General features: G+C 66.1%; 18 protein-coding genes. 7 read left to right on the forward strand and 11 right to left on the reverse strand.

From position 1 onward, the window contains the following. The first annotated feature begins 62 nt into the window (after nt 1-62). Genes HALO32_RS11405 through HALO32_RS11425 form a run of 5 tightly spaced genes read left to right on the forward strand, consistent with a single transcriptional unit; the run spans nt 63 to nt 5,742 of the window. Entirely contained in the window at nt 63-284 is a 222-nt protein-coding gene (locus HALO32_RS11405; protein ID WP_151443999.1) for a hypothetical protein, read from the forward strand. Between the two features lie 7 nt (nt 285-291). Then, nucleotides 292-963, forward strand: a complete 672-nt coding sequence (locus HALO32_RS11410) for a hydrogenase subunit MbhD domain-containing protein (RefSeq protein ID WP_225809954.1) — start codon at nt 292-294, stop codon at nt 961-963. Continuing rightward, nucleotides 960-2,432, forward strand: coding sequence for a complex I subunit 5 family protein (locus HALO32_RS11415; RefSeq protein WP_151444000.1), 1,473 nt, complete (start codon nt 960-962; stop codon nt 2,430-2,432). The genes HALO32_RS11410 and HALO32_RS11415 overlap by 4 nt, the downstream gene beginning before the upstream one ends. Next, nucleotides 2,429-3,934, forward strand: coding sequence for a complex I subunit 5 family protein (locus HALO32_RS11420; RefSeq protein WP_151444001.1), 1,506 nt, complete (start codon nt 2,429-2,431; stop codon nt 3,932-3,934). Before HALO32_RS11415 ends, HALO32_RS11420 begins: the two co-directional genes overlap by 4 nt. After that, complete coding sequence (locus HALO32_RS11425; protein ID WP_225809956.1) at nt 3,931-5,742, forward strand: complex I subunit 5 family protein; 1,812 nt, start codon at nt 3,931-3,933, stop codon at nt 5,740-5,742. Before HALO32_RS11420 ends, HALO32_RS11425 begins: the two co-directional genes overlap by 4 nt. Before the next feature lie 178 nt (nt 5,743-5,920). Here HALO32_RS11425 and HALO32_RS11430 read toward each other — a convergent pair whose 3' ends face one another. The 7 genes from HALO32_RS11430 to HALO32_RS11460 all read right to left on the reverse strand — a co-directional run bounded on the left by HALO32_RS11430 (nt 5,921) and on the right by HALO32_RS11460 (nt 14,793). Then, nucleotides 5,921-7,333: a PhoH family protein gene (locus tag HALO32_RS11430; protein ID WP_151444002.1), complete on the reverse strand. Its 1,413-nt coding sequence runs from the start codon at nt 7,331-7,333 to the stop codon at nt 5,921-5,923. 227 nt (nt 7,334-7,560) lie between these two features. Then, nucleotides 7,561-8,595: a patatin-like phospholipase family protein gene (locus HALO32_RS11435; protein WP_151444003.1), complete on the reverse strand. Its 1,035-nt coding sequence runs from the start codon at nt 8,593-8,595 to the stop codon at nt 7,561-7,563. 92 nt (nt 8,596-8,687) lie between these two features. After that, a complete protein-coding gene (gene nirD, locus HALO32_RS11440; RefSeq protein WP_151444004.1) occupies nt 8,688-9,083 on the reverse strand; it encodes a nitrite reductase small subunit NirD in 396 nt (131 codons plus the stop codon). Nucleotides 9,084-9,095: 12 nt separating this feature from the next. Further along, nucleotides 9,096-11,618 (reverse strand): nitrite reductase large subunit NirB, encoded by a 2,523-nt coding sequence (gene nirB / locus HALO32_RS11445; RefSeq protein ID WP_151444005.1) that lies wholly within the window; start codon nt 11,616-11,618, stop codon nt 9,096-9,098. Further along, nucleotides 11,615-12,931, reverse strand: coding sequence for an NAD(P)/FAD-dependent oxidoreductase (locus HALO32_RS11450; RefSeq protein WP_151444006.1), 1,317 nt, complete (start codon nt 12,929-12,931; stop codon nt 11,615-11,617). The genes nirB and HALO32_RS11450 overlap by 4 nt, the downstream gene beginning before the upstream one ends. 234 nt (nt 12,932-13,165) lie before the next feature. Further along, on the reverse strand, nt 13,166-14,197 hold the full coding sequence (locus HALO32_RS11455) for a CmpA/NrtA family ABC transporter substrate-binding protein (RefSeq protein WP_151444007.1): 1,032 nt from the start codon (nt 14,195-14,197) through the stop codon (nt 13,166-13,168). After that, nucleotides 14,194-14,793 carry an ANTAR domain-containing response regulator gene (locus HALO32_RS11460; protein ID WP_151444008.1) on the reverse strand — a complete coding sequence of 200 codons (600 nt, stop codon included), beginning with the start codon at nt 14,791-14,793 and terminating at the stop codon, nt 14,194-14,196. The genes HALO32_RS11455 and HALO32_RS11460 overlap by 4 nt, the downstream gene beginning before the upstream one ends. 403 nt (nt 14,794-15,196) lie before the next feature. Here HALO32_RS11460 and HALO32_RS11465 point away from each other — a divergent pair, with 403 nt between their 5' ends. Then, a complete protein-coding gene (locus tag HALO32_RS11465; RefSeq protein ID WP_151444009.1) occupies nt 15,197-17,944 on the forward strand; it encodes a nitrate reductase in 2,748 nt (915 codons plus the stop codon). 81 nt (nt 17,945-18,025) lie between these two features. Here HALO32_RS11465 and HALO32_RS11470 read toward each other — a convergent pair whose 3' ends face one another. From HALO32_RS11470 to HALO32_RS11485, 4 genes are all read right to left on the reverse strand, one after another. Further along, entirely contained in the window at nt 18,026-18,514 is a 489-nt protein-coding gene (locus tag HALO32_RS11470) for a peroxiredoxin (RefSeq protein WP_151444010.1), read from the reverse strand. 69 nt (nt 18,515-18,583) lie between these two features. Beyond that, the gene (locus HALO32_RS11475; protein ID WP_151444011.1) at nt 18,584-19,270 is read right to left on the reverse strand and encodes an SDR family oxidoreductase; all 687 of its coding nucleotides are present in this window, start codon (nt 19,268-19,270) and stop codon (nt 18,584-18,586) included. Between the two features lie 145 nt (nt 19,271-19,415). Then, nucleotides 19,416-20,768, reverse strand: a complete 1,353-nt coding sequence (locus tag HALO32_RS11480; protein ID WP_151444012.1) for an MFS transporter — start codon at nt 20,766-20,768, stop codon at nt 19,416-19,418. 295 nt (nt 20,769-21,063) lie between these two features. Beyond that, complete coding sequence (locus HALO32_RS11485) at nt 21,064-21,798, reverse strand: murein L,D-transpeptidase catalytic domain family protein (protein WP_151444013.1); 735 nt, start codon at nt 21,796-21,798, stop codon at nt 21,064-21,066. A gap of 168 nt (nt 21,799-21,966) precedes the next feature. Here HALO32_RS11485 and HALO32_RS11490 point away from each other — a divergent pair, with 168 nt between their 5' ends. Beyond that, the gene (locus HALO32_RS11490) at nt 21,967-23,589 is read left to right on the forward strand and encodes a L,D-transpeptidase family protein (protein ID WP_225809958.1); all 1,623 of its coding nucleotides are present in this window, start codon (nt 21,967-21,969) and stop codon (nt 23,587-23,589) included. The last annotated feature ends 20 nt before the right edge of the window (nt 23,590-23,609 follow it).

Genomic DNA, 23,609 nt, shown 5'->3' on the forward strand with positions numbered 1-23,609 from the left:
AGAATTGCTGAGGATATCGGCAGGATAGGGGCTATCCACCACGCCACACGAGGAGCATTGCCATGTCCCTGTCGGAAGATTTTCGCCTGCCGGTCGCCTGTCCGAGCTGCGGCAGCCACCTGATGCGGGTCTCCCAGGTGAAGAACCCGGATGACGAGGTGCACTGTGCCTCCTGCCATCGCTTCATCTGCCTCTGGCACGAGGCGCAGACCGTCCTCAAGAAGGGCCCGTGCAGCGAGAGCGAGGCCTTGATCGAGAAGGCCGTCAACCGCGTCAACCGCTGAGTCGGCGGTGTCGCTGCCGGAGGAACTCTTCCCTGCCAGCCTGCTAGTGTTCCTGGCGGCGGCCTGTCTCCTGGACCGTCACCTGCTGAGAGCCTGTCTGGCCTTCATCGCCTTCGCGTTACTGATGTCGCTGGCCTGGTGGCGGCTCGATGCACCCTGGCTGGCACTGGTCGAGGCCATGCTGGGCGCGCTGCTCACCGGTCTCGCCCTGTTCCATGGTCTGGGCTATCCGGGTACCCGGCCCTCCCTTCCTGTACATGACCAGGAACGTCGCCCTCGCCACGAGGCTCCGGTTCGCTGGCTGGCCGCCCTTGTCTGGCTGACTCTGGCCGGGGTGGCGGTGTGGGGGATCTCGGGGGATGGCGAGCTCGTCGCGTCGGACGAATTGACGCGACAGCCACTCTTGGCCACGGGGTTGGCCATCATGGCCCTGGGCCTGTGGGCCTTTGCTCATCACCTGCACCTGCTGCGTCGCCTGCTGGCCTTCAACGTGCTGGGCTCAGGGGTCTTCCTGCTGCTTGCTGGCCTGGCGGGCCCATCGGTCGAAGTTCAGGGGCTGATCCTGGTGGGATTGGTGGTGGCCCTGATCGGCTCGGTGCTAGGTGCGGCCCTCCTGCGCCGGCTCCATGCCCTGGACGGCCGTGTGACGCTTGGCGTCGAAGCGGATGAGAGACGATGAGTGTGTTATCGGCCGTTCCTCTGGCCGCAGAGACGGCGGTGCTATGGGTAGCGCTGCTGATTCCCTCACTGCTGGGTCTGCTGGCGTGGCGCTTTCCTCCGCAGCGTATGCGGCCGTTGCTCCTGGTCATTACTCCCTTGCCGCTGGCGACGTTCTGGCTGCTGCATCGCGTCGCTATGGGAGGCGAACTCGAGGGCGTTTGGTCACTGGGCGAGTTGTTGCTCTACTGGCGCCTGGACGGCCTGCGGGGGTTGCTGCTGCTGTTGACTCAGCTGCTGCTGCTGGCCAGCGCGACCTACGCGGTCGGGCATCGGCGGGCCATCGCAGTGGCCGAGCGAACCTTCGCCGGCTTCTGGCCACTGCTGGGCGGCCTGGCCACGGCGCTCGGCATCATCTGGGTGGCCGCCGATCTGTTGACCCTCTATGTGGCACTGGAGCTGATGGGGCTGTGCGCCGTGGGCATGATGCTGCTGCCCGGCAAGCAGGCGGCACTAGTAGCGGGCATGCGCTATCTGCTCTACGCCCTGGTGGGCTCGCTGGCCTGGCTGTTGGGCGTGGCGCTGCTGCTGGGGGTCTCGGGACGGCTGGACCTGTCCGGGCTGGCAGCTACCACCCAGCCGGGAACGGTGACCAGCATCGCCATGGCGCTGCTGGCCGCCGGCCTGCTGCTCAAGGCGGCAATCTTCCCGCTGCACGGATGGCTGGCACCGGTTCACGCCAGTGCATGGACCCCGGTAAGCGCTCTGCATGGCGCCCTGGTGGTCAAGGCGTCCTTCTTCATCCTGATGCAGCTGTGGCAGCGGCTGGTGCCGGAAGCCGTGGCCGCGGCCTGGCTGCTCGGGCTCCTCGGCAGCATGGCGGTAGTCTGGGGCGGGCTACAGGCCTGGCGGGCCCAGGCGCTCAAGCAGGTGGTGGCGTGGTCCACGGTGGGGCAGCTGGGATACCTGATGCTGGCCTTCCCGCTGCTGGCCGGCACCTCGGCGGCGGTGGCAACCCTGGCGTGGCAGGCCACCTGGCTGCAGCTGGCTGCGCATGCCATGGCCAAGGCTGCGATGTTCATGGCGGCCGGTAACCTGGTGCTGGCCGCCGGTGAGGGCCGCCTCACCGACCTGGCGGGGACTAGCCGGCAGCTGCCGTTTCCGTTGATGACGTTCGGCATTGCCGCCGTGACCCTGATGGGGCTGCCGCCCAGCGCTGGCTTCACCGCCAAATGGTTGCTGCTGCAGGCGGCGATCCTCGCCGGGCAGTGGCTCTGGGTCGCGGTGCTGGTGGCCGGTACCTTGCTCTCTGCCGCTTATGTCTTCCGAGTCTTGCGCTGCGCCTTCGTCGAGGACGCGACTCGCCAGGAGGTCCAGCCGTTGCCCGCAGGCATGAATCTCATTGCCCTGCTGTTGGCGCTCGCCGCCCTGGGGTTGGGGCTCGGAGCCGACTGGCCGCTGGCGCTGATCCGTGCCGGAGGCATGCCATGAGCGGTGGCGTGCTTCTGCTGGCAACCCTGTGCACGTCGCTGTTCACTGCGCTGCTGATCTTCCTGTTGCCCGAACGGGCCTTCCGGGCGCGTACCGGTCTCAACCTCGGTGCGGCCCTGGTCAAGTTGACGCTGGTGGCCTGGATGGTCTGGGGGCTCAGTCGTGGCCACGCTTACGCTCTCGAGTTCCCGGTCCTCGAGGGGCTTGCCTTCGTGCTGCGCGCCGACGCTCTGGGGATCATGTTCGCGGGGCTCTCCTCTCTGCTCTGGCTGTTTACCACCATCTATGCCATCGGCTACCTGGAGGACTCCCCCAACCGCAAGCGCTTCTTCGGCTTCTTCAGTCTCTGTGTCGCCAGCACCCTGGGCATCAGCCTGGCCGGAAATCTCTTCACCTTCCTGATCTTCTACGAGTTGCTGACCCTCTCGACCTATCCCCTGGTGGTGCATCGGGGCACCGCGAAGGCGCTGGCCGCGGGTGGGGTCTACCTGCGCTTCACCCTGACCGCAGGATTGGTGCTGATGATCGGGATGATCGCCCTGCATGTCCTGGCCGGGGATATCCGCTTCGGTGAACGGGAGATTCTTGCCGGGCTCGACCTCGATCGCCGACCGCTGCTGGTGGGCCTCTTCTGGGTCCTGATCGCCGGTTTCGGTGTCAAGGCGGCCCTGGTGCCGCTGCACGGCTGGTTGCCGCGGGCCATGGTAGCGCCGGCGCCGGTCAGCGCCCTGCTGCACGCCGTGGCGGTGGTCAAGGCCGGTGCCTTCGGCATCGTGCGGCTGGTCTATGACGTGTACGGTATCGAGTTGAGTGCCGAACTCGGGCTGCTGGCCGGCCTGGTGGCCGTGGCCTCGGTGACCATCCTCTATGGTTCGCTGCGTGCCCTGGCCCAGCAGGAGCTCAAGCCGCGACTGGCCTATTCCACGGTAAGCCAGGTCGCCTATATCGTGTTGGGTATCGGCCTGTTCGGCCCGCTGGGCACCATCGCCGCCTTCTCGCATCTGCTTCACCAGGGCCTCATGAAGGTCACGCTGTTCTTCTGCGCCGGCAACTACGCCGAAGAGCTCGGCATACACCGCATCGACGATCTCGACGGCGCCGGACGGCGCATGCCGCTGACCAGTCTGGCCTTCACTGTCGGGGCGCTGGGCATGATCGGTCTGCCACCGGTGGTGGGTTTTTTCAGCAAGTGGTATCTGGGCACGGGGGCGATTCAGGCCGGCATGCCCTGGGTGATCGCCGTGCTGGTCGCCAGTAGCCTGCTCAATGCCGCCTACTTCCTGCCGATCCTCGGTCGGCTGTGGTTTCTTCCCGGACCCGATCACGGCGTGGGAGAGTGGCCCGAGGAACGCCGTCTGGGTCGACTGGAGACACATGCCTGGCTGCTGGTGCCGGCGGTGGCAACGGCGCTCTTCAGCCTGGTGGCCGGCTTGCTGGCGGGCATGCCCTTCAGTCCACTGGAGTGGGCGACCCGGGTCGTCAACACGGAGTACCTTCCGTGAGCGATGCGCTTCTTGTTCTGGTGTTGCCGGCCATGCTGATCTGGCCGTTGCTGCTGATGTTGCGGGTGCCGCTGATGGCGGCCCTGGCCGATCGCGGCCAGCCGCGATTTCCGCTGGATGGGCTCTGGTGCACCGCACCACTGCCCGCCCTGGTGCTGGCACTGAGCGTCGATGAAGGGGCGCTGGCCCTCGACTGGTGGCTGTTCGGCGGGTTCTGGTTGCTGGATGGGATGCGGGGCACGCTGCTCGTCGTCACGGCATTGCTCTGGTTGCTGGCCGGTGTCTATGCCCGAGGATATCTGGCCGGCGAGCAGGCCAGAGCGGTGGCCGGCGACGAAGCGGCCGAGGCCAGGCTTATGCGCTTCGCGCTGCTCTGGCCGTTGACGCTCTGCGGTAACCTGTTGTTGCTCGTCGCCGAGGACATCGCCAGTTTCTATATGGGGTTCTCGGTGATGACCTTTGCGGCTTATGGCCTGGTGGTCCACTCGCAGACCCGGGACGCCCGTATGGGTGGCCTGACCTATCTGGTGATGGCGGTACTGGGTGAGGGCCTGATCCTGGCCGGACTCTTGTGGGGAGCGGGAAGCGCCGGCACCACCACGCTTGGCGGGCTGCGCGAGGGGATGCTCGAAGCGCCGAATGGTGTCTGGATAGGCGTGTTGCTGTGGCTCGGCTTCGGGGTCAAGGCAGGCGTGGTGGGGCTGCACATCTGGTTGCCACTGGCCCACCCGGTGGCGCCGACGCCGGCAAGCGCGGTGCTCAGCGGGGCCATGATCAAGGCGGGCCTGATCGGCTGGCTCACCACACTGCCGTTGGGCGAGACAGCCGCCGGCGAGGGTTTCGCCTGGCTGGGGCGGGCCATGCTGGTGTCCGGCCTGGTGGCCGCCATCGGGGCGGCCCTCTATGGGGTCTGCCAGCGCCACCCCAAGGCGGTACTGGCCTATTCCAGTGTCAGCCAGATGGGCATGATCACTGCTCTGGTCGCCATGGGGCTTGTCGCGCCGACACTCTGGCCAGCGTTGTCGGCGGCGGTGGTGCTCTTTGCCGCCCATCACGGCCTGACCAAGGGGGCGCTGTTCCTCGGAGTGGGTATTGGCGAGCATCCGCCGCGCCTGCCAGCCTGGCTGCTCTGGACACTGCTGGCGCTGCCGGCGCTTTCGCTCACCGGGGCCCTGGCCTCGGGGCTGGACGCCAAGTGGGCCTTCAAGGCGGTGCTCCACGAGGGCGATTACACGATCGTGGTGACCTGGCTCTCCCTGGCGGCGGTAGGTACCTCGGCGCTGATGGCCCGCACCCTGTGGTGCCAATGGCATGTCGAGCGCCAGGCGCGCGAGGAGGGGCTCGAGCCGCTGGTGTCGGCCATGCCGCTGGCCTGGCTGGCGAGCCTGTTGGCTGCGCTGACCCTGCCCTGGTGGTGGGGCGGTGAGTTGGCACTGCGTGGATTGCCACCGCTGGCCGAACTCCCGGGACTATTGTGGCCGCTGGCCCTGGGGCTGGCGGGCTCGCTCGGGGTCTGGGCCGTGGCGCGTCGTCGCCCCCTGCATCTTGCCCGGCGGCTGCCGCCCGGGGATCTCTGGTGGCTGCTGGTAGAGGGCTGGCAGCGGCTGCGAGTGCGGGGGCAGGGCAGCCTGGACCGGCTCGTCAGCGCCCGAGATGTCTGGGTGGCCTGGTGGGTGGCACGCGAACGCGACGTCGTCCGGGTGCTGGATAGCATGACCCGCGCTGAGGAGTGGCTGCGCCGCCACGCAGCGGTGCTGATGATGGGGGTGGCCGTGGGACTGGCCCTGCTGATGCTGACATCCACCTGAGGCAGTCTCGAGTCTCATCGTGACCGGGCCTTCGGAACCGAGACACGACCAGGAGGCCTTCGGCCTCCAATCGCGCAGGCGAGCCGGAACGCCGGACCGTGAGCTCCTACACCCTTAACCGACCTCACCACTCACCACTCACCACTCACCACTCACAAGCGCGAAGCGCGCTCACCTATCAAAGCAGCTCCTCGCCGGCCAGCGCCAGGCGCGAGCGCTCCACGCTCTTGAGGGTCACATGGCCGGCGTGGGGCCAGTCGCGGAAGTGCTGGACCACCGCCGCCATGCCGCAGGTGTTGGCAGTCAGATACGGCGTGTCGATCTGGCCGACGTTGCCCAGGCAGACGATCTTGGTGTTGCGTCCGGCACGGGTGATCAGGGACTTGAGCTGCTTGGGCGTGAAGTTCTGCGCCTCATCGATGATCAGGAAGGTGTCGTTCAAGGTGCGCCCGCGCATGAAGCCGGGCGCGCGGATCTGCACCCGTGAGCCCAGCAACTGGCGGGTGGCGTCCTGGTTCCAGGTGCTGCTGCCGTCGTGCTCGTCGCGCAGCAGATTGTCCATGTTGTCGTGGAAGGCCCCCATCCAGGGCGACATCTTCTCCTCCTCGGTACCGGGCAGGAAACCGATGTCCTCGCTCATCGAGATCGGTGCCCGGGTGAAGACAATGCGCTCGAAGCGCTTGACGTCCAGGGTCTGCTGGAAAGCCGCGGCCAGGGTCATGAAGGTCTTGCCGGTCCCCGCGCTGCCGGCGATGGTCACCAGGTCGATGTCGTCGTCCATCAGCAGGTTGAGGGTGAAGTTCTGGCGGCTGTCATGGGCGTGGACCCCCCAGACGCTGGTGCCATGACGGTAGTTGGTGAGCAACTCGAGGTGGGCGTGCTTGGGTCCCACCTCGCGCGCGATCGCCTCGAAGCTGGCGCCGTTGTCGCTGTCGGAGACCAGCATGCCCAGGTGCCACTCCCGGGGGATATCGCCGGCCAGTCGATAGACGACCTTGTGGTCCTGGCGCTCGACCTTGACGTCCACCGCCAGGTTGTCCCAGAGGCCGCTTCCGTCGTGGCCGGCATCGGGATAGATCCGTGCGCCGTCGATCATGGTGTCGCTGTCGTCGAAGGCACGATCGGTAAGATAGTCCTCCACGGGCACGCCCAGGGCGGCCGCCTTGACCCGCAGGTTGATGTCCTTGGTGACGAGCACCACCGAGGCATCCGGGCGTTCGTCTCGCAGCCGGCAGGTCTCGGCGAGGATGCGGTTGTCGGGGCTCTCCTCCAGGGGGTCGAGGGGTTTCAGGTCGTTATAGCAGAGCAGGCGCAGGCAGCCATCGGAGCCGTTGAGCCGGGGGATGGGGATGCCGTCGCGGATCTGGTCGATATCGACGTTGGCGGTGAGATCGGACAGGGTGCGACTGACCTGGCGGGCGGTACGGGCGATCTCGCGGATGCCGTTCTTGTGCTTGTCGAGCTCCTCGAGCACGGTCATGGGGATGACCACCTCATGCTCGTCGAACTGGTAGAGGGCGGCGGGGTCGTGGATCAGGACATTGGTGTCCAGCACGTAGAGCCGGGTGGCCTTCTTGTCGATGCGTACCATCGGCGCAGTTCTCCTTGTCGTCATAGTATCGACACTGCCGGCGCCCGATGTCAGCGACGTGACAGGAGCCCCGCGGTGTCGTCCCGCTCGATACGACGTTCACCTCCTTTGCTGTGGCCCTGCCTGGTTGGATGCTTGTCTAATGACAAGGTGCCATCCGTCTTTCGAGCATGGCCGGTGCTCGAGCATGCGGCAACGCAATGTTGCGGTGGACACTCAACGCTATCTCAGCGAGTCTCCTCGACCTCCTGGAAGATGCGCTCCATGTCCAGGGTGGAACGCTGGCCCAGGTCGTCGAAATGCTCAGCGAGCCAGGTCTCGGCGGCTTCCCGCCCCAACTCATGCAGGTGGCAGAGAAAGCCCCATTCGGCATTGAGCTTGCTTGAGGCGGAGAGATGAGACAGTGGCTCGTCGCCGCTGAGATGATGCAGGCGGGCCTCCCCGTAGCAGCCGATGTCGATGTCATGTTCGCCGAGCAGCTTCTGCAGCATCACGATCGTGCGCACCTCCTTGATCAGGGCGGCATTGAAGGTGATCTCGTTGAGCCGGTTCAGGATGTCCGCGGCGCTAGTGGGTACCTCCTGGCGGTACATGGGGGTGATCTGCACCACCAGAATGTCGCCTGCGCTGCAGTCGTGCAGCAGCGGCGTGAGTGAGGGATTGCCCATATAGCCGCCATCCCAGTAGGACTCGCCGTCGATCTCCACCGCCTGGAAGACCGTGGGCAGGCAGGCCGAGGCCATCACTGCATCCAGGCTCATCTCCTCGCGTGTGAAGATTCTCTGCTTGCCGCTGCGCACGTTGGTGGCGGTAACAAAGAGTTTGAGGTCCTTGCAGGCACGGACCCGTTCGAAGTCGACCCGCTGGGCGACGATGTCGCGCAGCGGATTGAAGTTGAAGGGATTGAACTGGTAAGGCGAGACCAGTCGGCTCATCAGGTCGAGGGCGATGTAGCCGGGGGAGTGGTCGAGGCTCCAGTTCCCGGTCAGCCTGTCCAGCGGGGTGCGGCGCACGGGACTCGTCATCCCGGCGCGGCTGACGGCTCTCCAGAAATCACGCAGGGCCACGCGGGCGGTCGATTCGTCGCCACGGGTCAGGGCGTCGGCCATCACCACACCGTTCATGGCACCGGCACTGGTGCCACTGATGCCCTCGATCTCGATGCGCTCATCCTCGAGCAGACGGTCCAACACACCCCAGGTAAAGGCGCCGTGGGCACCGCCACCCTGCAGGGCCAGATCGACCCGTTTCTTCTCGCTCATCTCCGCTCCTTGGCCTGGGCGGCCCGGCCAGGCCGCCGCTGCAATGCATCAATACCAGCATAACGGTAGCAGCGGTGAGCGGCCAGCGGCTCTCAGGCCTGAATCATCACCTGGTCGCCTTCGAGGCCCACCGGCCAGGTGCGCAGCTTCACGTCATCGTTCTCCAGGCATTGGCCGTCGGCGAGTCGGAAGTGCTGTTTGTAGATTGGCGAGGCCACCACCGGCTCGCCCTGGAGGTCGCCGACGATACCACGGGCGATGACGTTGGCGTTGGCGAAAGGGTCATGGTGGTCCAGGGCAAAGAGCTCGCACTCGTGGTCGGCCTCTCCCGGCGTGTTCGGGCCGACCGGAATGTAGAAAATGGCGATCTGGGCGGGGCCTTCGTCGGTCTCGATCCAGGCGGCGATGCCGGAGAAGGGCACCAGGTCGTCACGGTGGCACAGGGGTTGCCAGGTCTGGGTCATGATCTTGGCTGCTGCAGTGGTCATGGGAAAACTCCTTTACGCGGGGCGAAGCTGCCCGCGTTCCTCGGTCACGATGATGTCCGGATCCGGGCGGCTGTCGTTGACGAAGCTGCGGAAGCGCTTGAGCTTCTCCGGGTCGTCGATGGCATCGGCCCACTCGCACTGGTAGGTGTCGATCACGGTCTGCATCTGGCGCTCCAGCTCCTCGCCTATCCCCAGGCGGTCGTCGATGACCACCTCCTGGAGGTAGTCCAGGCCGCCCTCCAGGTTCTCGCGCCACACCGAGGTGCGCTGCAGGCGATCGGCGGTGCGCACATAGAACATCAGGAAACGGTCGATGAGCTGGATCAGCCGGTCGTCGTCGAGGTCGGTGGCGAAGAGCTCGGCATGGCGCGGTCGCATGCCGCCGTTGCCACAGACATAGAGGTTCCAGCCGTGCTCGGTGGCGATCACGCCGATGTCCTTGCCCTGGGCCTCGGCACACTCCCGGGTGCAGCCGGAAACGCCGAACTTGAGCTTGTGGGGCGAGCGCAGGCCCTTGTAGCGATGCTCCAGCCGGATCGCCATGCCCACGCTGTCCTGCACCCCGTAGCGACACCAGCTGCTGCCGACGCAGGACTTCACCGTGCGCAGCGACTTGGCGTAGGCGTGGCCGGTCTCGAAGCCGGCATCGAGCAGCTCGCTCCAGATATCCGGGAGTTCCTCCAGGCGCGCGCCGAAGAGGTCGATGCGCTGGCCGCCGGTGACCTTGGTGTAGAGGGCGTACTTCTGCGCCACCTTGCCCAGCACTACCAACTTGTCCGGGGTGATCTCGCCGCCGGGCACCCTGGGGACCACCGAATAGGTGCCGTTCTTCTGCATGTTGGCCATGAAGGTATCGTTGGTGTCCTGCAGCGGGATGTGGGCGGCATCGGTGATCGGCTCGTTGAAGCAGGAGGCGAGAATCGAGGCCACCGCCGGCTTGCAGATGTCGCAGCCCAGGCGGTGGGTTGCGGCGTTGCCGTGCTTGTCGATCAGCTCGCCGAAGGTCTTGATGCCCTCGACACGCACGATGTCGTAGAGCCCCTGCCGGGTGTGGGCGAAGTGCTCGCAGAGGGAATGGTCGACCGCCACGCCGCGGGCTTCCAGCTCGTGCTCCACCACGCTCTTCAGCAGGGCCGCGCAGCCGCCGCAGCCGGTGCTGGCCTTGGTCTCGCCCTTGACGGTTGTCAGGTCGCTGGCGCCGGTATCCAGGGTTGCGCAGATATCGCCCTTGCTGACGTTATGGCAGGAGCAGATGGTGGCCGTCTCGGGCAGGGCGTCCGGCCCCAGTGTCGGGGCGCCTTCAATGCTGGGCAGGATCAGCGAGGACGGTTCCTCGGGAAGGTCCAGGCCATTGCTGTAGTACTGCAGCAGGGTGTCGTAGACGCCGTTGTCGCCCACCAGCATGGCGCCGACCAGTCGCCTGCCGTCAGCGGAGACTACCAGCTTGCGGTACTGCTGCTTGATCTGGTCGAGGTAGCGGAATACCCGGGCGCCGGGTGTCTGGTTGCCGTGGGCATCGCCGATGGCGCCCACGTCGACACCCAGCAGCTTGAGCTTGGTGCTCATGTCGGCGCCGCGGAAACTCTCGCCCTGAATGTGATCAAAAGGGGCAAGCAGGGTGTCGGTGGCGACCTTGGCCATCTGGTAGCCCGGGGCGACCAGGCCGAAGATGCTGTTGTTCCAGAGTGCCACCTCGCCCACGGCGAGAATTGCCGGGTCGCTGGTCAGGCAGCGGTCATCGATCACCACGCCACCGCGCTTGCCCATCTCCAGGGCGCTGTTCCGGGCCAGGTCGTCGCGCGGGCGGATGCCGGCGGAGAAGACGATCAGGTCGGCCTCCAGCACCTTGTCATCCTGGAAGACCATGCGGTGAGTCGCGTCTTCTCCGTCCTCGATGCGCTGGGTGGCACGCTCGGTGTGTACCTGTACGCCCAGGGCCTCGATCTTCTCGCGCAGCAGTTCGCCGCCCTCGCTATCGACCTGCATGGGCATCAGGCGCGGGGCGAACTCCACCACGGCGGTGTCGAGGTTCAGGCCACGCAGGGCATTGGCCGCTTCCAGCCCCAGCAGACCGCCTCCTACCACCACGCCGGTGGATGCCTGTTCAGCGGCGGTGCGAATGGCGTCCAGGTCGTCCAGGGTGCGGTAAACCAGGCAGCCGTCACGATCGCTGCCGGGAATCGGCGGCACGAAGGGATAGGAGCCGGTGGCCAGTACCAGGCGGTCGTAGGGGATGCGGCCCTTGGCGGTCACCACTTCCCCGGCATCGCGGTCGATGGCAGTCACCGCCTCGGCCAGGCGCAGCTCGATGCCGTTGGCGGCATACCAGTCGACGTCGGAGAGGGCCAGGGAGTCGGCATCGCGGCCGGTAAAGTACTCGGAGAGGTGGACCCGGTCGTAGGCGCGGTGACGCTCCTCGCCGAAGACGGTGATGGCGTAGTGCGCCGTGGCACCGCGTTCGATCAGCTGCTCGACCAGATGATGGCCGACCATGCCGTTACCGATAATGATAAGTCGTTGGGCTTCGCGGTTCATGCGGCCTCCTTGACGGGGCGGTCCAGGGTGTCGGAATCGGTGCCGGTGTGGTGGGCATCGAGCAGGGCATCGGCATCGGCCGAGCCGAGCAGCAGCGCCTGGCGACAGGCGGTAAGATCGCTGCCCGCCTGGGCCTGGGTGAACAGCCAGGGGCCCATGGCGGTGTCGCCGTAGAGGATGGCGCCCTCGAGGCGTCCATCGCGCAGCAGTAGACGGCGGTAGTCGCCCTGCTCGGGGTCGTGGTAGGCGAGCACCTCATGGCCGGGAGCGGCCTCGGTGGGGCCGAAGGCAAACAGCGAGATGCCGCTGATCTTGAGCTTGGTGGCGCTGGGCTGCTCGCGATAACCGGCCACGTCGTCACCGCACAGGGCCGCGGCCAGTACTTCGACCTGGCGCCAGATCGGCTCCACCAGCCCGTAGGTGGTGCCCTCGAACTGGCAGCACTCGCCCAGGGCATGGATCGAGGCATCGGAAGTGGTCAGGGTGTCGTCGACCACGATGGCCCGGTCGACGTCGAGTCCGGCACGCTGGCCCAGCTCGGCATTGGGGGTGATGCCCGCCGCCACCACCACGCAGTCGGCGGCCAGGCGCCGCCCATCCTCCAGATGGATGGCGACCACCCGACCCGCCTTGTCCCCCTCCAGGGCGGCAAGACGAGCCTCGGTGTGGATCCTGAGGCCGCGGCTGACGAGCTCGGCCTCCAGCAGGTCGGCGGCGGTGGCATCGAGATGGCGGTTCATCAGTCGGCTCGAGCGTTGCAGCAGGCTGACGTCCAGGCCGGGTCCCTTGCTCTGTCCGGTTTTACGCAACCCCTCGGCCGCCTCCAGGCCGAGAAGACCGCCACCGATCACCACGGCGTGCCCTCCCTGCCCGGCGGCTTCGGTCAGGGTCGCGACATCCTCGAGGTCGCGAAAGCCATGGACACCCGCAAGCTCGATGCCGGGGACTGCCGGCATGGTGGGACGCGAGCCGGTCGCCAGCACCAGGCGGTGGTAATCAAGGATGCGACCGGCGTCGGTGGTCAGCCGGTGATGAGCGCATTCGATCGACGTGACCCGTTCGCCGAGCACCAGCTCGATGCCCTGATCGGCGTACCAGGTGGCTTCGCGCAGGGTGAGGGCCTCGCGCTCCATCTCCCCGGCCAGCCAGGGCGAGAGCAGGATGCGGTTGTAGGCGGCAGCCGACTCATCACCGATCACGGTGATCCGCGCGGGGCGGTCCGGTCGCTCGAGCAGGGCCTCGACCAGCCGGTGGCCGGCCATGCCATTGCCGATGATCACCAGGTGTTCGGTCTTGTGCAGGGCTGGGTGCATGATCTGGCACCTCCGGTGTGACAAAAAAAGACGCCTCTGCGCTATCCCGGCATCGGGTAGCACTGAGACGTCTTCGTCTGGGATGGGCAATCACCGTTGATCGCCGTTATTACTCATTAGAGAGACAAGAACCCGGCCAAAAGGCCGGGTTTTTAATATTTATTCTATTCTTTCAATAGCTTGATGTTGCCAGAGCGGGTCGATGGATCATCGTGCGCCTAGGCTGACCGCACATTACTGGTGCAGGGCAGCGTCGAAATGCACGGGGGCGTGGCACTCGTGCAAGGTGCGGATATCGAGCGCTCGGCCCTTGGCGTGCAGGTGACGTTGCAACGCCTCGGCGATCCGGCCCATGGCCTCGACGTCGGGGCGCAGCAGGTCGTCACCGAAGAGGCGTTGGAGAATCGGTGCCTGCCCTGAGGGCAGGCTGTCGAGATGGCTGACCGAGCGATCCAGGTAGGGCGGCAGCGCGAGCCAATCGAGAGCCTGGCGACGGTGTTCCGGGGTCGCGGTGAGCCAGTCGCTGGCATTGTTCAGCGCACGCAGCAGGGCGGCGAGCGTGGCCGGGTAGCGTCGTGCCCAGGAACGGGTCACGCCCAATACCTTCTCGGGGTGGTCGGGCCACAGCTGGGCGCCGCTGGCCACCAGCCGGCCAACCCCCTCGTGCTCGGCGAGGCTGCCCCAGGGTTCGCCGACACAGAAGCCGTCGATCCGACCCTCGCGCAGGGCGGCTACCATGCGCGGCGGCGGCAGGGCGATCAGGTCAATGTCGCGATCGGCGGCGAGCCCGCCCAGGGCCAGCCACTCGCGCAGCAGGAAATGCTGGCAGGAGAAGGGGTAGACCATGGCCAGGCGGAGCCGCGCCGCGTCGGGGTGGCGGGCCAGCCACTCGCCGAGGGCGCGGGCGCTTTCGGCCGGGTCATCGCCCAGCGCCGCCCCGCTCTGCTCGCACAGCCGCGTGGCGAGCACGAGGGTGTTGCCGTTATGGCTGAGGGTGGCGGGTGCCAGGGTGTCGCAGGGGGCGCGCTCCATGCCCAGGCTCATGGCGAGCGGCAGGGGCGCAAGCATGTGGGCACCATCGAGCAGGCCGGCCGCGACCTTGTCGCGCAGCGTCGACCAGGCGTTCTCCCGTGACAGCGTGACCTCCAGGCCCTGCTCGGTGAAGAAGCCCTGTTCCCGGGCCACGATCAACAGCACCGCATCGATGAGGGGGATAAAGCCGAGCGTTAGACGCTCGAGTTCCGGCGTCGTGGCAGTTTCTCTCATGACAATGACCCCTTGTCCAGGCGCTCCAGGATGTCGATGACGCTGTCGGCCACCTCGGCGATGCGCTGGCCGCGGTCCATGGCGATCTTGCGCAGCATGCGGTAGGCCTGCTCCTCGTCGCAGTCCTGGTGTTTCATCAGCAGACCCTTGGCGCGTTCGATGCGCTTGCGGTCGGCGAGCTGGTTGCGTGCCTTGTCGAGCTCCTGACGCATCGATTGAAAGGCGTCGAAACGGGCGATAGCGACCTCGATGATCGCCTTGACCCGGCCGGGCACCAGGCCGTCGACCACGTAGGCGCTGACGCCGGACTTCAGCGCCGCCTGCATGGTGTCGGGGTCGTGCTGGTCGGCGAAGAACACTACTGGGCGGGGGTTCTCGCGGTTGAGCAGTGCCATGCTGTCGAGGGTGTCGCGGTCGGGTGATTCCATGTCGATGATCACCACGTCGGGTTGGTGACGGGCGACCATCTCGTTGAGGCTGGCCGGGCTTTGCAGCCGACAGGCCACTTCGTGACCTTCCACGGTCAGGGCCTCCTCGACCATGGCGGCGCGCACGAGCTCGTCGTCGACCAGCAGGATCTTCAAGGGTGGGGGCATTGGCATCGCTCGTCGTTTGGCGTCTGACACACCGAAAGCAAGATGCATTCCAGATCCGCCTTTTGCCCGCGGTGAGCGGTCTTGGCGATGCGGCGACACCGCAGGATCGCTTCATGCTGCACTGCAGTGGTGCGGGTTCTCGATCGGACGAGTTGCAAGTGGTGCAAGCGGGGTACCCATGTCGGGATCCGCTTGTCTCGCGGGCAGGCTAACCCATAAGGATGGCGGGCATTTTCGTTGCCTGGCACATGGCTTGCTTCAGGTAGAGACATCAAGCCGGGTGGCTAGGCGGTCATCCCGGCGGCAAATGGCAACGACGCCCACCTGCGCCTTCCCGACCGGGACGACGCGGTGGGCGTCTTCGCTTGCCCGGTCATACCCGGCAAGCCTCGAGGAGGTCGACATGCAACAGGCCCGAACCACCTGTCCCTACTGCGGCGTCGGCTGTGGTGTTCTTGCCCAGGTGGACGATGAGCGGATTGTCCATGTGGAGGGGGACGGCGAGCACCCGGCCAACTACGGTCGCCTGTGCGTCAAGGGCTCGGCCCTGCACGAGACGCTGGGCGATCACGGCCGCTTGACCCGGCCACGGGTCGACGGCGTCGAGGTCGACTGGGACACCGCGCTGGACAGCGTGGCCACGCGCCTGGCGGCTATCCGCGAGACGCAGGGGGCGGCGGCGATTGGCGCCTATCTCTCCGGACAGCTGCTCACCGAGGACTACTACGTCGCCAACAAGCTGTTCAAGGGCTTCGTCGGCACGCCGCATCTCGACACCAACTCACGGCTGTGCATGGCCTCCGCGGTGGCCGCCCACAAGCGTGCCTTCGGTGCCGACGCCGTGCCGTGCTGCTACGAGGATCTGGAAGAAGCCGAACTGGTGGTGCTGGTGGGCTCGAACCTGGCCTGGAATCACCCTGTGCTCTACCAGCGCCTCAAGACCGCCAAGACCCGCAACCCGCTGCTGCGCGTGGTGGTGATCGACCCGCGCGTCACCGATAGCTGCGAGATCGCCGACCTCTACCTGGGCCTGGCGCCGGGCAGCGACGGCCGGCTGTTCACCGGCCTGCTGGCCAGGATGGCCGATACCAACAAGCTCGATCGGGTCTATCTCGACCGCCACACTGCCGGCCTCGAGGAGGCGCTGGCCGCGGCGCGTGAGGAGGACACCACGGTGGAGGGAATCGCCGCCGACTGTGATCTCGACCCGGAGCGGCTGGAGACCTTCTACTACTGGTTCACCACCCAACTGCATGTGGTGACGCTCTTCTCCCAGGGCATCAACCAGTCCTCCAGCGGCACCGACAAGGGCAACGCCATCATCAACTGTCACCTGGCGGGCGGCAAGATCGGCCTGCCCGGCGCCGGACCCTTTTCCATCACCGGCCAACCCAACGCCATGGGAGGTCGCGAGGTGGGCGGGCTGGCCAACCAGCTCGCCGCCCACATGGACTACCCCACGCCCGGCGCCATCGACCGGGTGACCCGTTTCTGGGCGACCCAGAACCTGGTGCCGACCCTGCCGGACGGGCCCGGCTACAAGGCGTTGGCGCTCTTCGAGGCCATCGAGCGCGGCGAGGTGCAGGCGGTGTGGATCATGGCCACCAATCCGGCGGTGAGCATGCCCGATGCCAACCGCGTGCGTCGTGCCCTGGCGCGCTGCCCGCTGGTGATCGTCTCCGAGTGCGCGGCCGCCACCGACCTGCTGCCCTATGCCGACATCGTGCTGCCCGCCTCCGGCTGGTCCGAGAAGGATGGCACCGTGACCAACTCCGAGCGCTGCATCTCGCGCCAGCGCGGCCTTCTGTCGCCGCCGGGAGAGGCACGCCACGACTGGTGGATCATCACCGAGGTGGCCAGGCGGTTGGGCTTTGGCGAGGCCTTTGCCTATACCCATCCCGCCGAGATCTTCGACGAGCATGCGCAGCTCTCGGGCTTCGAGAACCCTTCTCACACCCCGGGCGAGGGGTCGCGGCTATTCGATATTTCCGCCCTGGCCGGGCTCGACCGCGCCGCCTATGACGCCCTGGCGCCCATCCAGTGGCCGGTGACGGCCGACGCCCCCCATGGCACCGCACGCTTGTTCGAGACGGGTTGCTTCGCGACACCGGATGGGCGAGCCAGACTGGTGCCGGTGCGGCCACGCGGCCCCGCGAAGACGCTCGTCCCGGCCCGTCCGCTACGGCTCAATACCGGCCGGGTACGCGACCAGTGGCACACCATGACGCGCACCGGCCGGGCACCGCGACTGATGAATCACCGCGCCGAACCCTTCATCGAAGTCCATCCGGACGATGCCGCCTCCCATGGGATCGTGGACCAGCAGCTGGCGCGGCTCGTAGGCGCCGGCGGTGACTACGTCGGCCGGGCACGCCTCTCCCGGGCCCAGCGCCGCGGTGAGCTCTTCGTTCCCATGCACTGGACCGACCAGTTCAGCAGCAGGGCGCGTATGGGCGCCTTGCTCGAGGGTCACGTCGATCCGCTGTCGGGCCAGCCAGAATCCAAGCATGGTGCCGTTTCCCTCGCGCCCCTGGCCTGTGGTTGGGAAGCGACCCTGCTGGTCGCCGATGACCTCGCCGTCGAGCCGTTCTGGTGCGACGAGGTCGACTACTGGGCACGCATCCCCCTGGCCCGGGCGCAGCGCTGGCAGCTGGCCGGCGACGAGGCACGCGACTGGCTGGCCTGGGTAGCCCAGCGGCTGACGGTGCCAGCGTCGCTGTGGTGTGACGACCCGGCCCAAGGCCGGCTGCGGGCGGCGGGCATCGAGGAAGGGCATCTGCGCTGGTGGCTGATGGTGGGGCCGCCCGCCGAGCTACCCGGCCTGGCCTGGCTCGATAAGCGCTTCGCCGAGGCCGCCCTGGGCGAGGCGCTGTCCACGGGGGAGAGGCGTCGGCTGCTGGCCGGCTGCGACGACGGGGCCGGCGACAGCGGTCCGCTGGTCTGCAGTTGTCACCAGGTAGGCGAGGGGGCCATCGTCGCCGCCATCCGCAGGGGGGATGCCAGCGTCGAGGCGTTGGGCGCCCGCCTCGCCTGCGGCACCCAGTGCGGCAGCTGCATCCCCGAGCTTAAATCGCTTATCGAAGGAAGTGCCGAAGAGGAGGGGACCCATGCGTGCGTCACGTCGCAGCCCCAAGCCGCCGATATCGATTGATTTAGTCCTGCGTGTGGGCGGCTGACACGTCTCGCCGGGGGACGGGTCGTTGGCTCTTCGATCGCCTGGATCGAGGGTCCGCTAGCCGGCCAATTTTTCGAGAATCGTCTCGGCACTGCTCTTGTCTACCACGCCCCTCTCGGTATCGACGCCGAGGTATTCCACCACGCCGTCGAAGGCGATCAAGGCATAGCGGTGGCTGCGGATGCCCATGCCGCCGGCCGTGGCATCCTTGTCCATGCCGATGGCCCGAGTGAACTCGGCATTGCCGTCGGCGAGCATGGTGATCGCCTGGGCATTCTGGTCCTTCTGCCAGGCACCCATCACGAAGGCATCGTTCACCGAGAGGCAGGCGAGGGCATCGACCCCCTTGGCGAGAATGTCATCGGCACGCACCACGAAGCCGGGCATGTGGGTGTTGGAGCAGCCGGGCGTGAAGGCCCCGGGCACGGCAAAAAGCACCACGCGCTTGTCGGCGAAGAAGTCGCCGGTGGAGAGATCCTGTGGTCCGTCGGGGCCATTGGTCTTGAGGGTGATGTCCGGAATTCTGTCGCCGACTGAAAGTGTCATGGGGAGTCCTTTGGTTAGATGTCATCGTCTTGCATGTGCGGAAGCATGTTTCACGCACAGAGGGGTGCATCATTCTCGCGGCGGCGTGGGGCGAATCAGGATCTCGTTGACATCCACGTGCTCCGGCTGGGCCAGGGCATAGGTTACGGCGTTGGCGATGTCACGGTCTTCCAGAGCATGCTCCGGGGGCTCGTCGAAGAAGGGCGTATTGACCATCCCCGGCTCGATCAGCGTCACGCGGATGCCGCTGCCGCGCAACTCTTCGCGAAGGTTGTAGCCGATCCCGCTCACCGCCCATTTTGTCGCGCTGTACATGGAGCCGGGTATGGTGGTGCGTCCGGCGGCCGAGCCGGTCAGCAGCACATGGCCGCGGCTTCGACGCAGGGCCGGCAGGCTGGCTTGCAGGGTCAACCCGACCCCGTAGATGTTGGTCAGGATCATCTCCCGCCAGGCCTCGTGGTCGGCGCCGCTGAAGCCGCCGGGTGAGCCACCTCGCCCCGCGTTGGCAAAGACGGCATCGATGCGACCGAAGCGTTCCATGGCCTGCTCGACCATCGCCTGCTGCTCTTCCATGGCGGTGACGTCGCAGCCGATGGCGAGCACGCTCTCCGGGCCCAGTTCCTCGGCCAGCGCCGTCAGCTTCTCCCGGGAGCGGGCGGCCAGTACCAGCTTGTAGCCTTCCCTTGAGGCCGCCCGGGCCGTCGCTGCCCCGATGCCGGTCGACGCTCCGGTAATCAGTAATACACGATGTCGCATCGTCCTCTCCTGTGCTAGTGACTCCTCGGTTTTCAGGATGGCCCAGTTCGATATATGGCTGCAATGCGGGCGCTCAACGCAATACCACCGCCCGATGGGGCGGTGGTGTGGGTCAGTTAAAACTGAGGGTGACGCTAAGCAGGGGTCAGCGCAGCGACAGGGCACCTGCCCCGGCATCTTCGCCCACGGCATCCGTGTAGGCCTTGGCTTCCTGTGTTTCCACCTCGTCCGAGAAACGCACCACCAGTACGCACAATGAGGCGATGATCACCGCAACGCCCAGGTAGAAGAGCCCCTGTTGGTAGCTGAGGGCCTCAGAGCGGAAGAGGAAGCCCGCGGCCACCGCACCGGCGTTGCCGCCGGCGCCCACGATGCCGGCTACGGCGCCCAGTGCGCGCTTGTTGATGAAGGGTACCACGCCGAAGGTGGCCCCCTCGGCCATCTGCACGAAGAGGCTGAAGACCAGCATGATGCCGATGGCGAAGGCCAGCACATGCATCTGCGAGAAGAACATCAAGGCGATACCCTCGCAGAGCATGGCGATGAACAGCCAGCGCACCCGCCCCTTGAGGCCGGCCTTCCGGGCGAAGAGATCGGAGAAAATGCCACCCAGGGTACGGGCGAAGATGTTCATCAGGCCGAAGAGGCCGGCGATCATGCCAGCGGCGGCCAGCGACAACTCGAAGTTATCGAAGAAGTAGATGGCGGCGATGTTGTTGATGGTCAGCTCGACACCAAAGCAGGCGGCATAGACCACGAACAGGGCCCAGACGCGGATGTCCCTGGCGGCGGCCAGGAAGGTCTGGCCGGCACCGCTCTCGCCGCTGGCCGGTGGCAGCTCGCCGCGGGCGCGCAGGTCCTCGAAGTTTCCGTTGGGAGCATCCTGGGTGAAGAGGTAGTAGCAGACGCCGCAAATGAACAGCACCACGCCCGGCACCACCATGGCCAGCCGCCAGCCGAAGGCCTCGTTGACACCCAGCATCAGCAGGCCGGAAAAGATCAAGGGCATGAGGATCTGGGTGGTCCCCCCGCCCAGATTGCCCCAGCCGGCGCTGGTGGCATTGGCGGTGCCCACGACATTGGGCGCGAACATGATCGAGGTGTGGTACTGGGTGATCACGAAGGAAGCACCGATGGCGCCTATCGCCAGACGGGCGAGGAAGAAGGTTTCGAAGCTGTCGGCGAAGCCGATGCCCATCACCGGCAGGGAGCCCAGGCAGAGTAGCCAGGTGTAGGCCTTGCGTGGCCCAATGCGGTCGCAGAGCACACCGATCAGTAGTCGTACGATGATGGTAATGGCCACCGAGGCGATGATGGTGTTGCCGATCTGGGTCTTGCTCAGGCCGAGGTCGTCGCGAACCACGGCCATCAGAGGGGCAATGCCGAACCAGCCGAAGAAACAGATGTGGAAGGCGAACCACGAGAAGTGGAAGGCGCGCATCTGGGGGGTACTGAGGTTCAACAGGCGAATCCTGTTGGCCTTGTTGCGGATCTCCATGGGAATACCTCGTCGAGTGATGGTCGAACACACGATCCTGGGCCTTCGCCGTTGAAGGTCGGGTCCGACGCACTCGTACTCCCGGGAGCCTGGTCCACGCCTGCCTTGCTGTTCATACCTAAGCAAAGCAGCTGCCAGTTAATAAAAAATCGTTTTTTAACAGTGTATTGTTAGAAAAAATGCGGGTGTCGGAGCATCAATCGATGCTCTGAAGATGGTGTGGAAAGGTGCAGGAGGGAGCTAATGTGACCCGTCATGGTGCCGCCCGCGGGGCCCCATGACGGGTCAGGAGGGGTCAGTTCAGGGCCAGCTGTGCCTCATCCCGATCACAGCGAAAGAAGTCCGAATTCGCCAGCCACTCCGGGTCCGGATAGTAGGTGAAGAGGTACTGATCTTCCTTGAGGCTGTCGATCAGTGGATAGGTCACTTCCTTTCGCACCGCCGGGCAGCCATGGCTGCGACCCAGGCGGCCGGTCTGCTCGATGAAATCCTCGCTGACATAGTCGGCGCCGTGCATCACGATGGCGCGCTGGTAGGCGAGATCATTGACGCCCTCTTCAAGCCCCTCGAGGCGCAACGAATAGCCATTTCTGCCATAGTAGCTGTTCATGGTGCGAAAGAGCCCCAGACTCGACTGGTGGCTCTCGGGCGTGTTGGAGAACGTCTCGGCCATGGCATTGCCGGACCCCTGACCGTGGGAGACCAGCTCCTCGAACAGCAGCTGTCGATGCTGCAGGTCGAAGACCCATAGCCGCGGCTCGGTAGAAGGCAGCGAGAAGTCGATCACCGCCAGGCGCTCGGCATCGGGGTCGGCGCAGGAGAGGGCGCGGGCCGCCAGGCGCAGGACCCGGGGATCGGCGTCGGGCGCCAGACGCGTCAGGGTCTGGTCGAGAGGACGCAGGCTCAGCGTATCGGGTGACTCGACGTGGGCAAGAAAGTCGTTGCTGGCCTGGGCGGCCAGAGTGCTCAGCAGCAGTGCGCTGCAGAGGGCGGTGCCGGGAAGCCATCGATTGAGCAAGGAGGTCGGCATTAGGGAAACCTGTCGTGTGGCTTGCTGGCCCGCTCGTCGACCATTTCCTGACGGCGGGGCGGTGACGCAGAAGTGGGGACAACTTCCCTGCGGCCCCAGGTCGGGAACTATTATGACCAAGGAAAACAAGATGGCCAGACCCCATTCTCAACGCAGGAGCCAGGATCCATGCCCTCAGTCAAAGGAATGAAGCCGCTGCTTATCGTGGTGATGGTGATGCTCTCGATGAGCGCCTGGGCCGCCGAAGAGGCGGCTGTCACGTCGCTCGAGGGAGCACTCGTCGAGCAGTCGGCCGACAGGGGCAAGACGCTTGAAGCCTTCTATGCGGAGCGCGACTGGCGTCCGGTGTGGCAGGATCCTTCAACGGTGACGGCCTTCACCGAGGCCTTGCATACCCTGGAGGGAGACGGACTGAGCCCTTCGGACTACCGGCCGGGTGCGCTGTCAGAGGCGCATCGACGTGCCTGGGGTGACGGGGAGGGCGATCCGCAAGAGCTGGCCGATTTCGAGCTGCGTACCAGTCATGTCCTGCTCACGGCCCTGCGACATCTGCAAAAGGGCAAGGTCGATCCGCAAGGCCTCGATACCGGCTGGGAAGTCCCTGTCGAGCCGCCGGCGCTGGATGTGGCCTCGCTCTCCCGCCATGTGGATGCCCGGCGCTTCGAACAGGCCTTCGCCGACGTGCGTCCCTCCTATCCCCCCTACCAGCGCCTGCGAGACGGCCTGGCTCGCTATCAGGATATCGAACAGCAAGGCGGCTGGCCGACATTGCCGCCACTGGACGGTCTGCTGCGTCCAGGCGATGTCCACGATGCCGTGCCTTTCCTGCGCGAGCGGCTGGCGGTGATCGGCGAACCCGGTGTGGCGGCAGCGGATACCACGATCCTTCCCGACGCCAAGCTGGTGGCACCCGATCCCTTCACCTACGACGAGGCCCTGACAGAGGCGGTCGAGCGCTTCCAGGAGCGTCATCTGCTTCAGGTCGACGGCGTCGTGGGGCCCGATACACTGGCGGCGCTCAACGTGCCGGTAGGTGAGCGCATCGATCAGATCCGCATCAACCTGGAGCGGACACGCTGGCTGTTGCATGGCCTTCCCGAGACCTTCGTGCTGGTGGACATTGCCGGCTATCGGGTCAGCTACTACCGGCCCAACGGTGATATCTGGCGATCGCGAATCGTGGTGGGGCAACCCTATCGGCGCACGCCCTCTTTGCGCTCGGAGATCACCCACCTGACCGTCAATCCCACCTGGACGATTCCCCCCACCATCCGGCGTGAGGACGTGATTCCGGAAATCCGTCGTGATCTCGGCTATCTGGAGCGCAACAACATCCGTGTGTTGAGTTACTCCGGTCGCGAACTCGATCCGCGTTCCATCGACTGGCAAGATCCCGGCAAGGTAATGTTGCGCCGGGAGGCCGGGCCGGATAATCCTCTGGGCCGCGTGGTGATTCGCTTCCCCAACGACCACATGGTCTATCTCCACGATACCCCGGCCCAGCAGCTCTTCTCGCGACAGCAGCGGGCCATCAGCTCCGGCTGCATCCGCGTGGAGAATGTCACGACGCTGGTCCAACTGCTGCTCGATGACACCGACACCCAACGCGACATCCGCGCCATGATTGCCGACGGGGTGACAGGCAACGTGCCGCTGGAACGCCATGTGCCGGTGATCCTGCACTACTGGACCGCCCACGTCGGTGAGGGGGGCGAGCTGTCCTTTCGCCCCGACATCTACGACCGCGACGACGAGCTCCTGGAAGCACTGGATCGCCCCCTGACCTGGTAGCGGTCTCCGTCATGGTCGGC

The organism is Halomonas lysinitropha (assembly GCF_902500215.1).
GTDB lineage: Bacteria > Pseudomonadota > Gammaproteobacteria > Pseudomonadales > Halomonadaceae > Halomonas > Halomonas lysinitropha.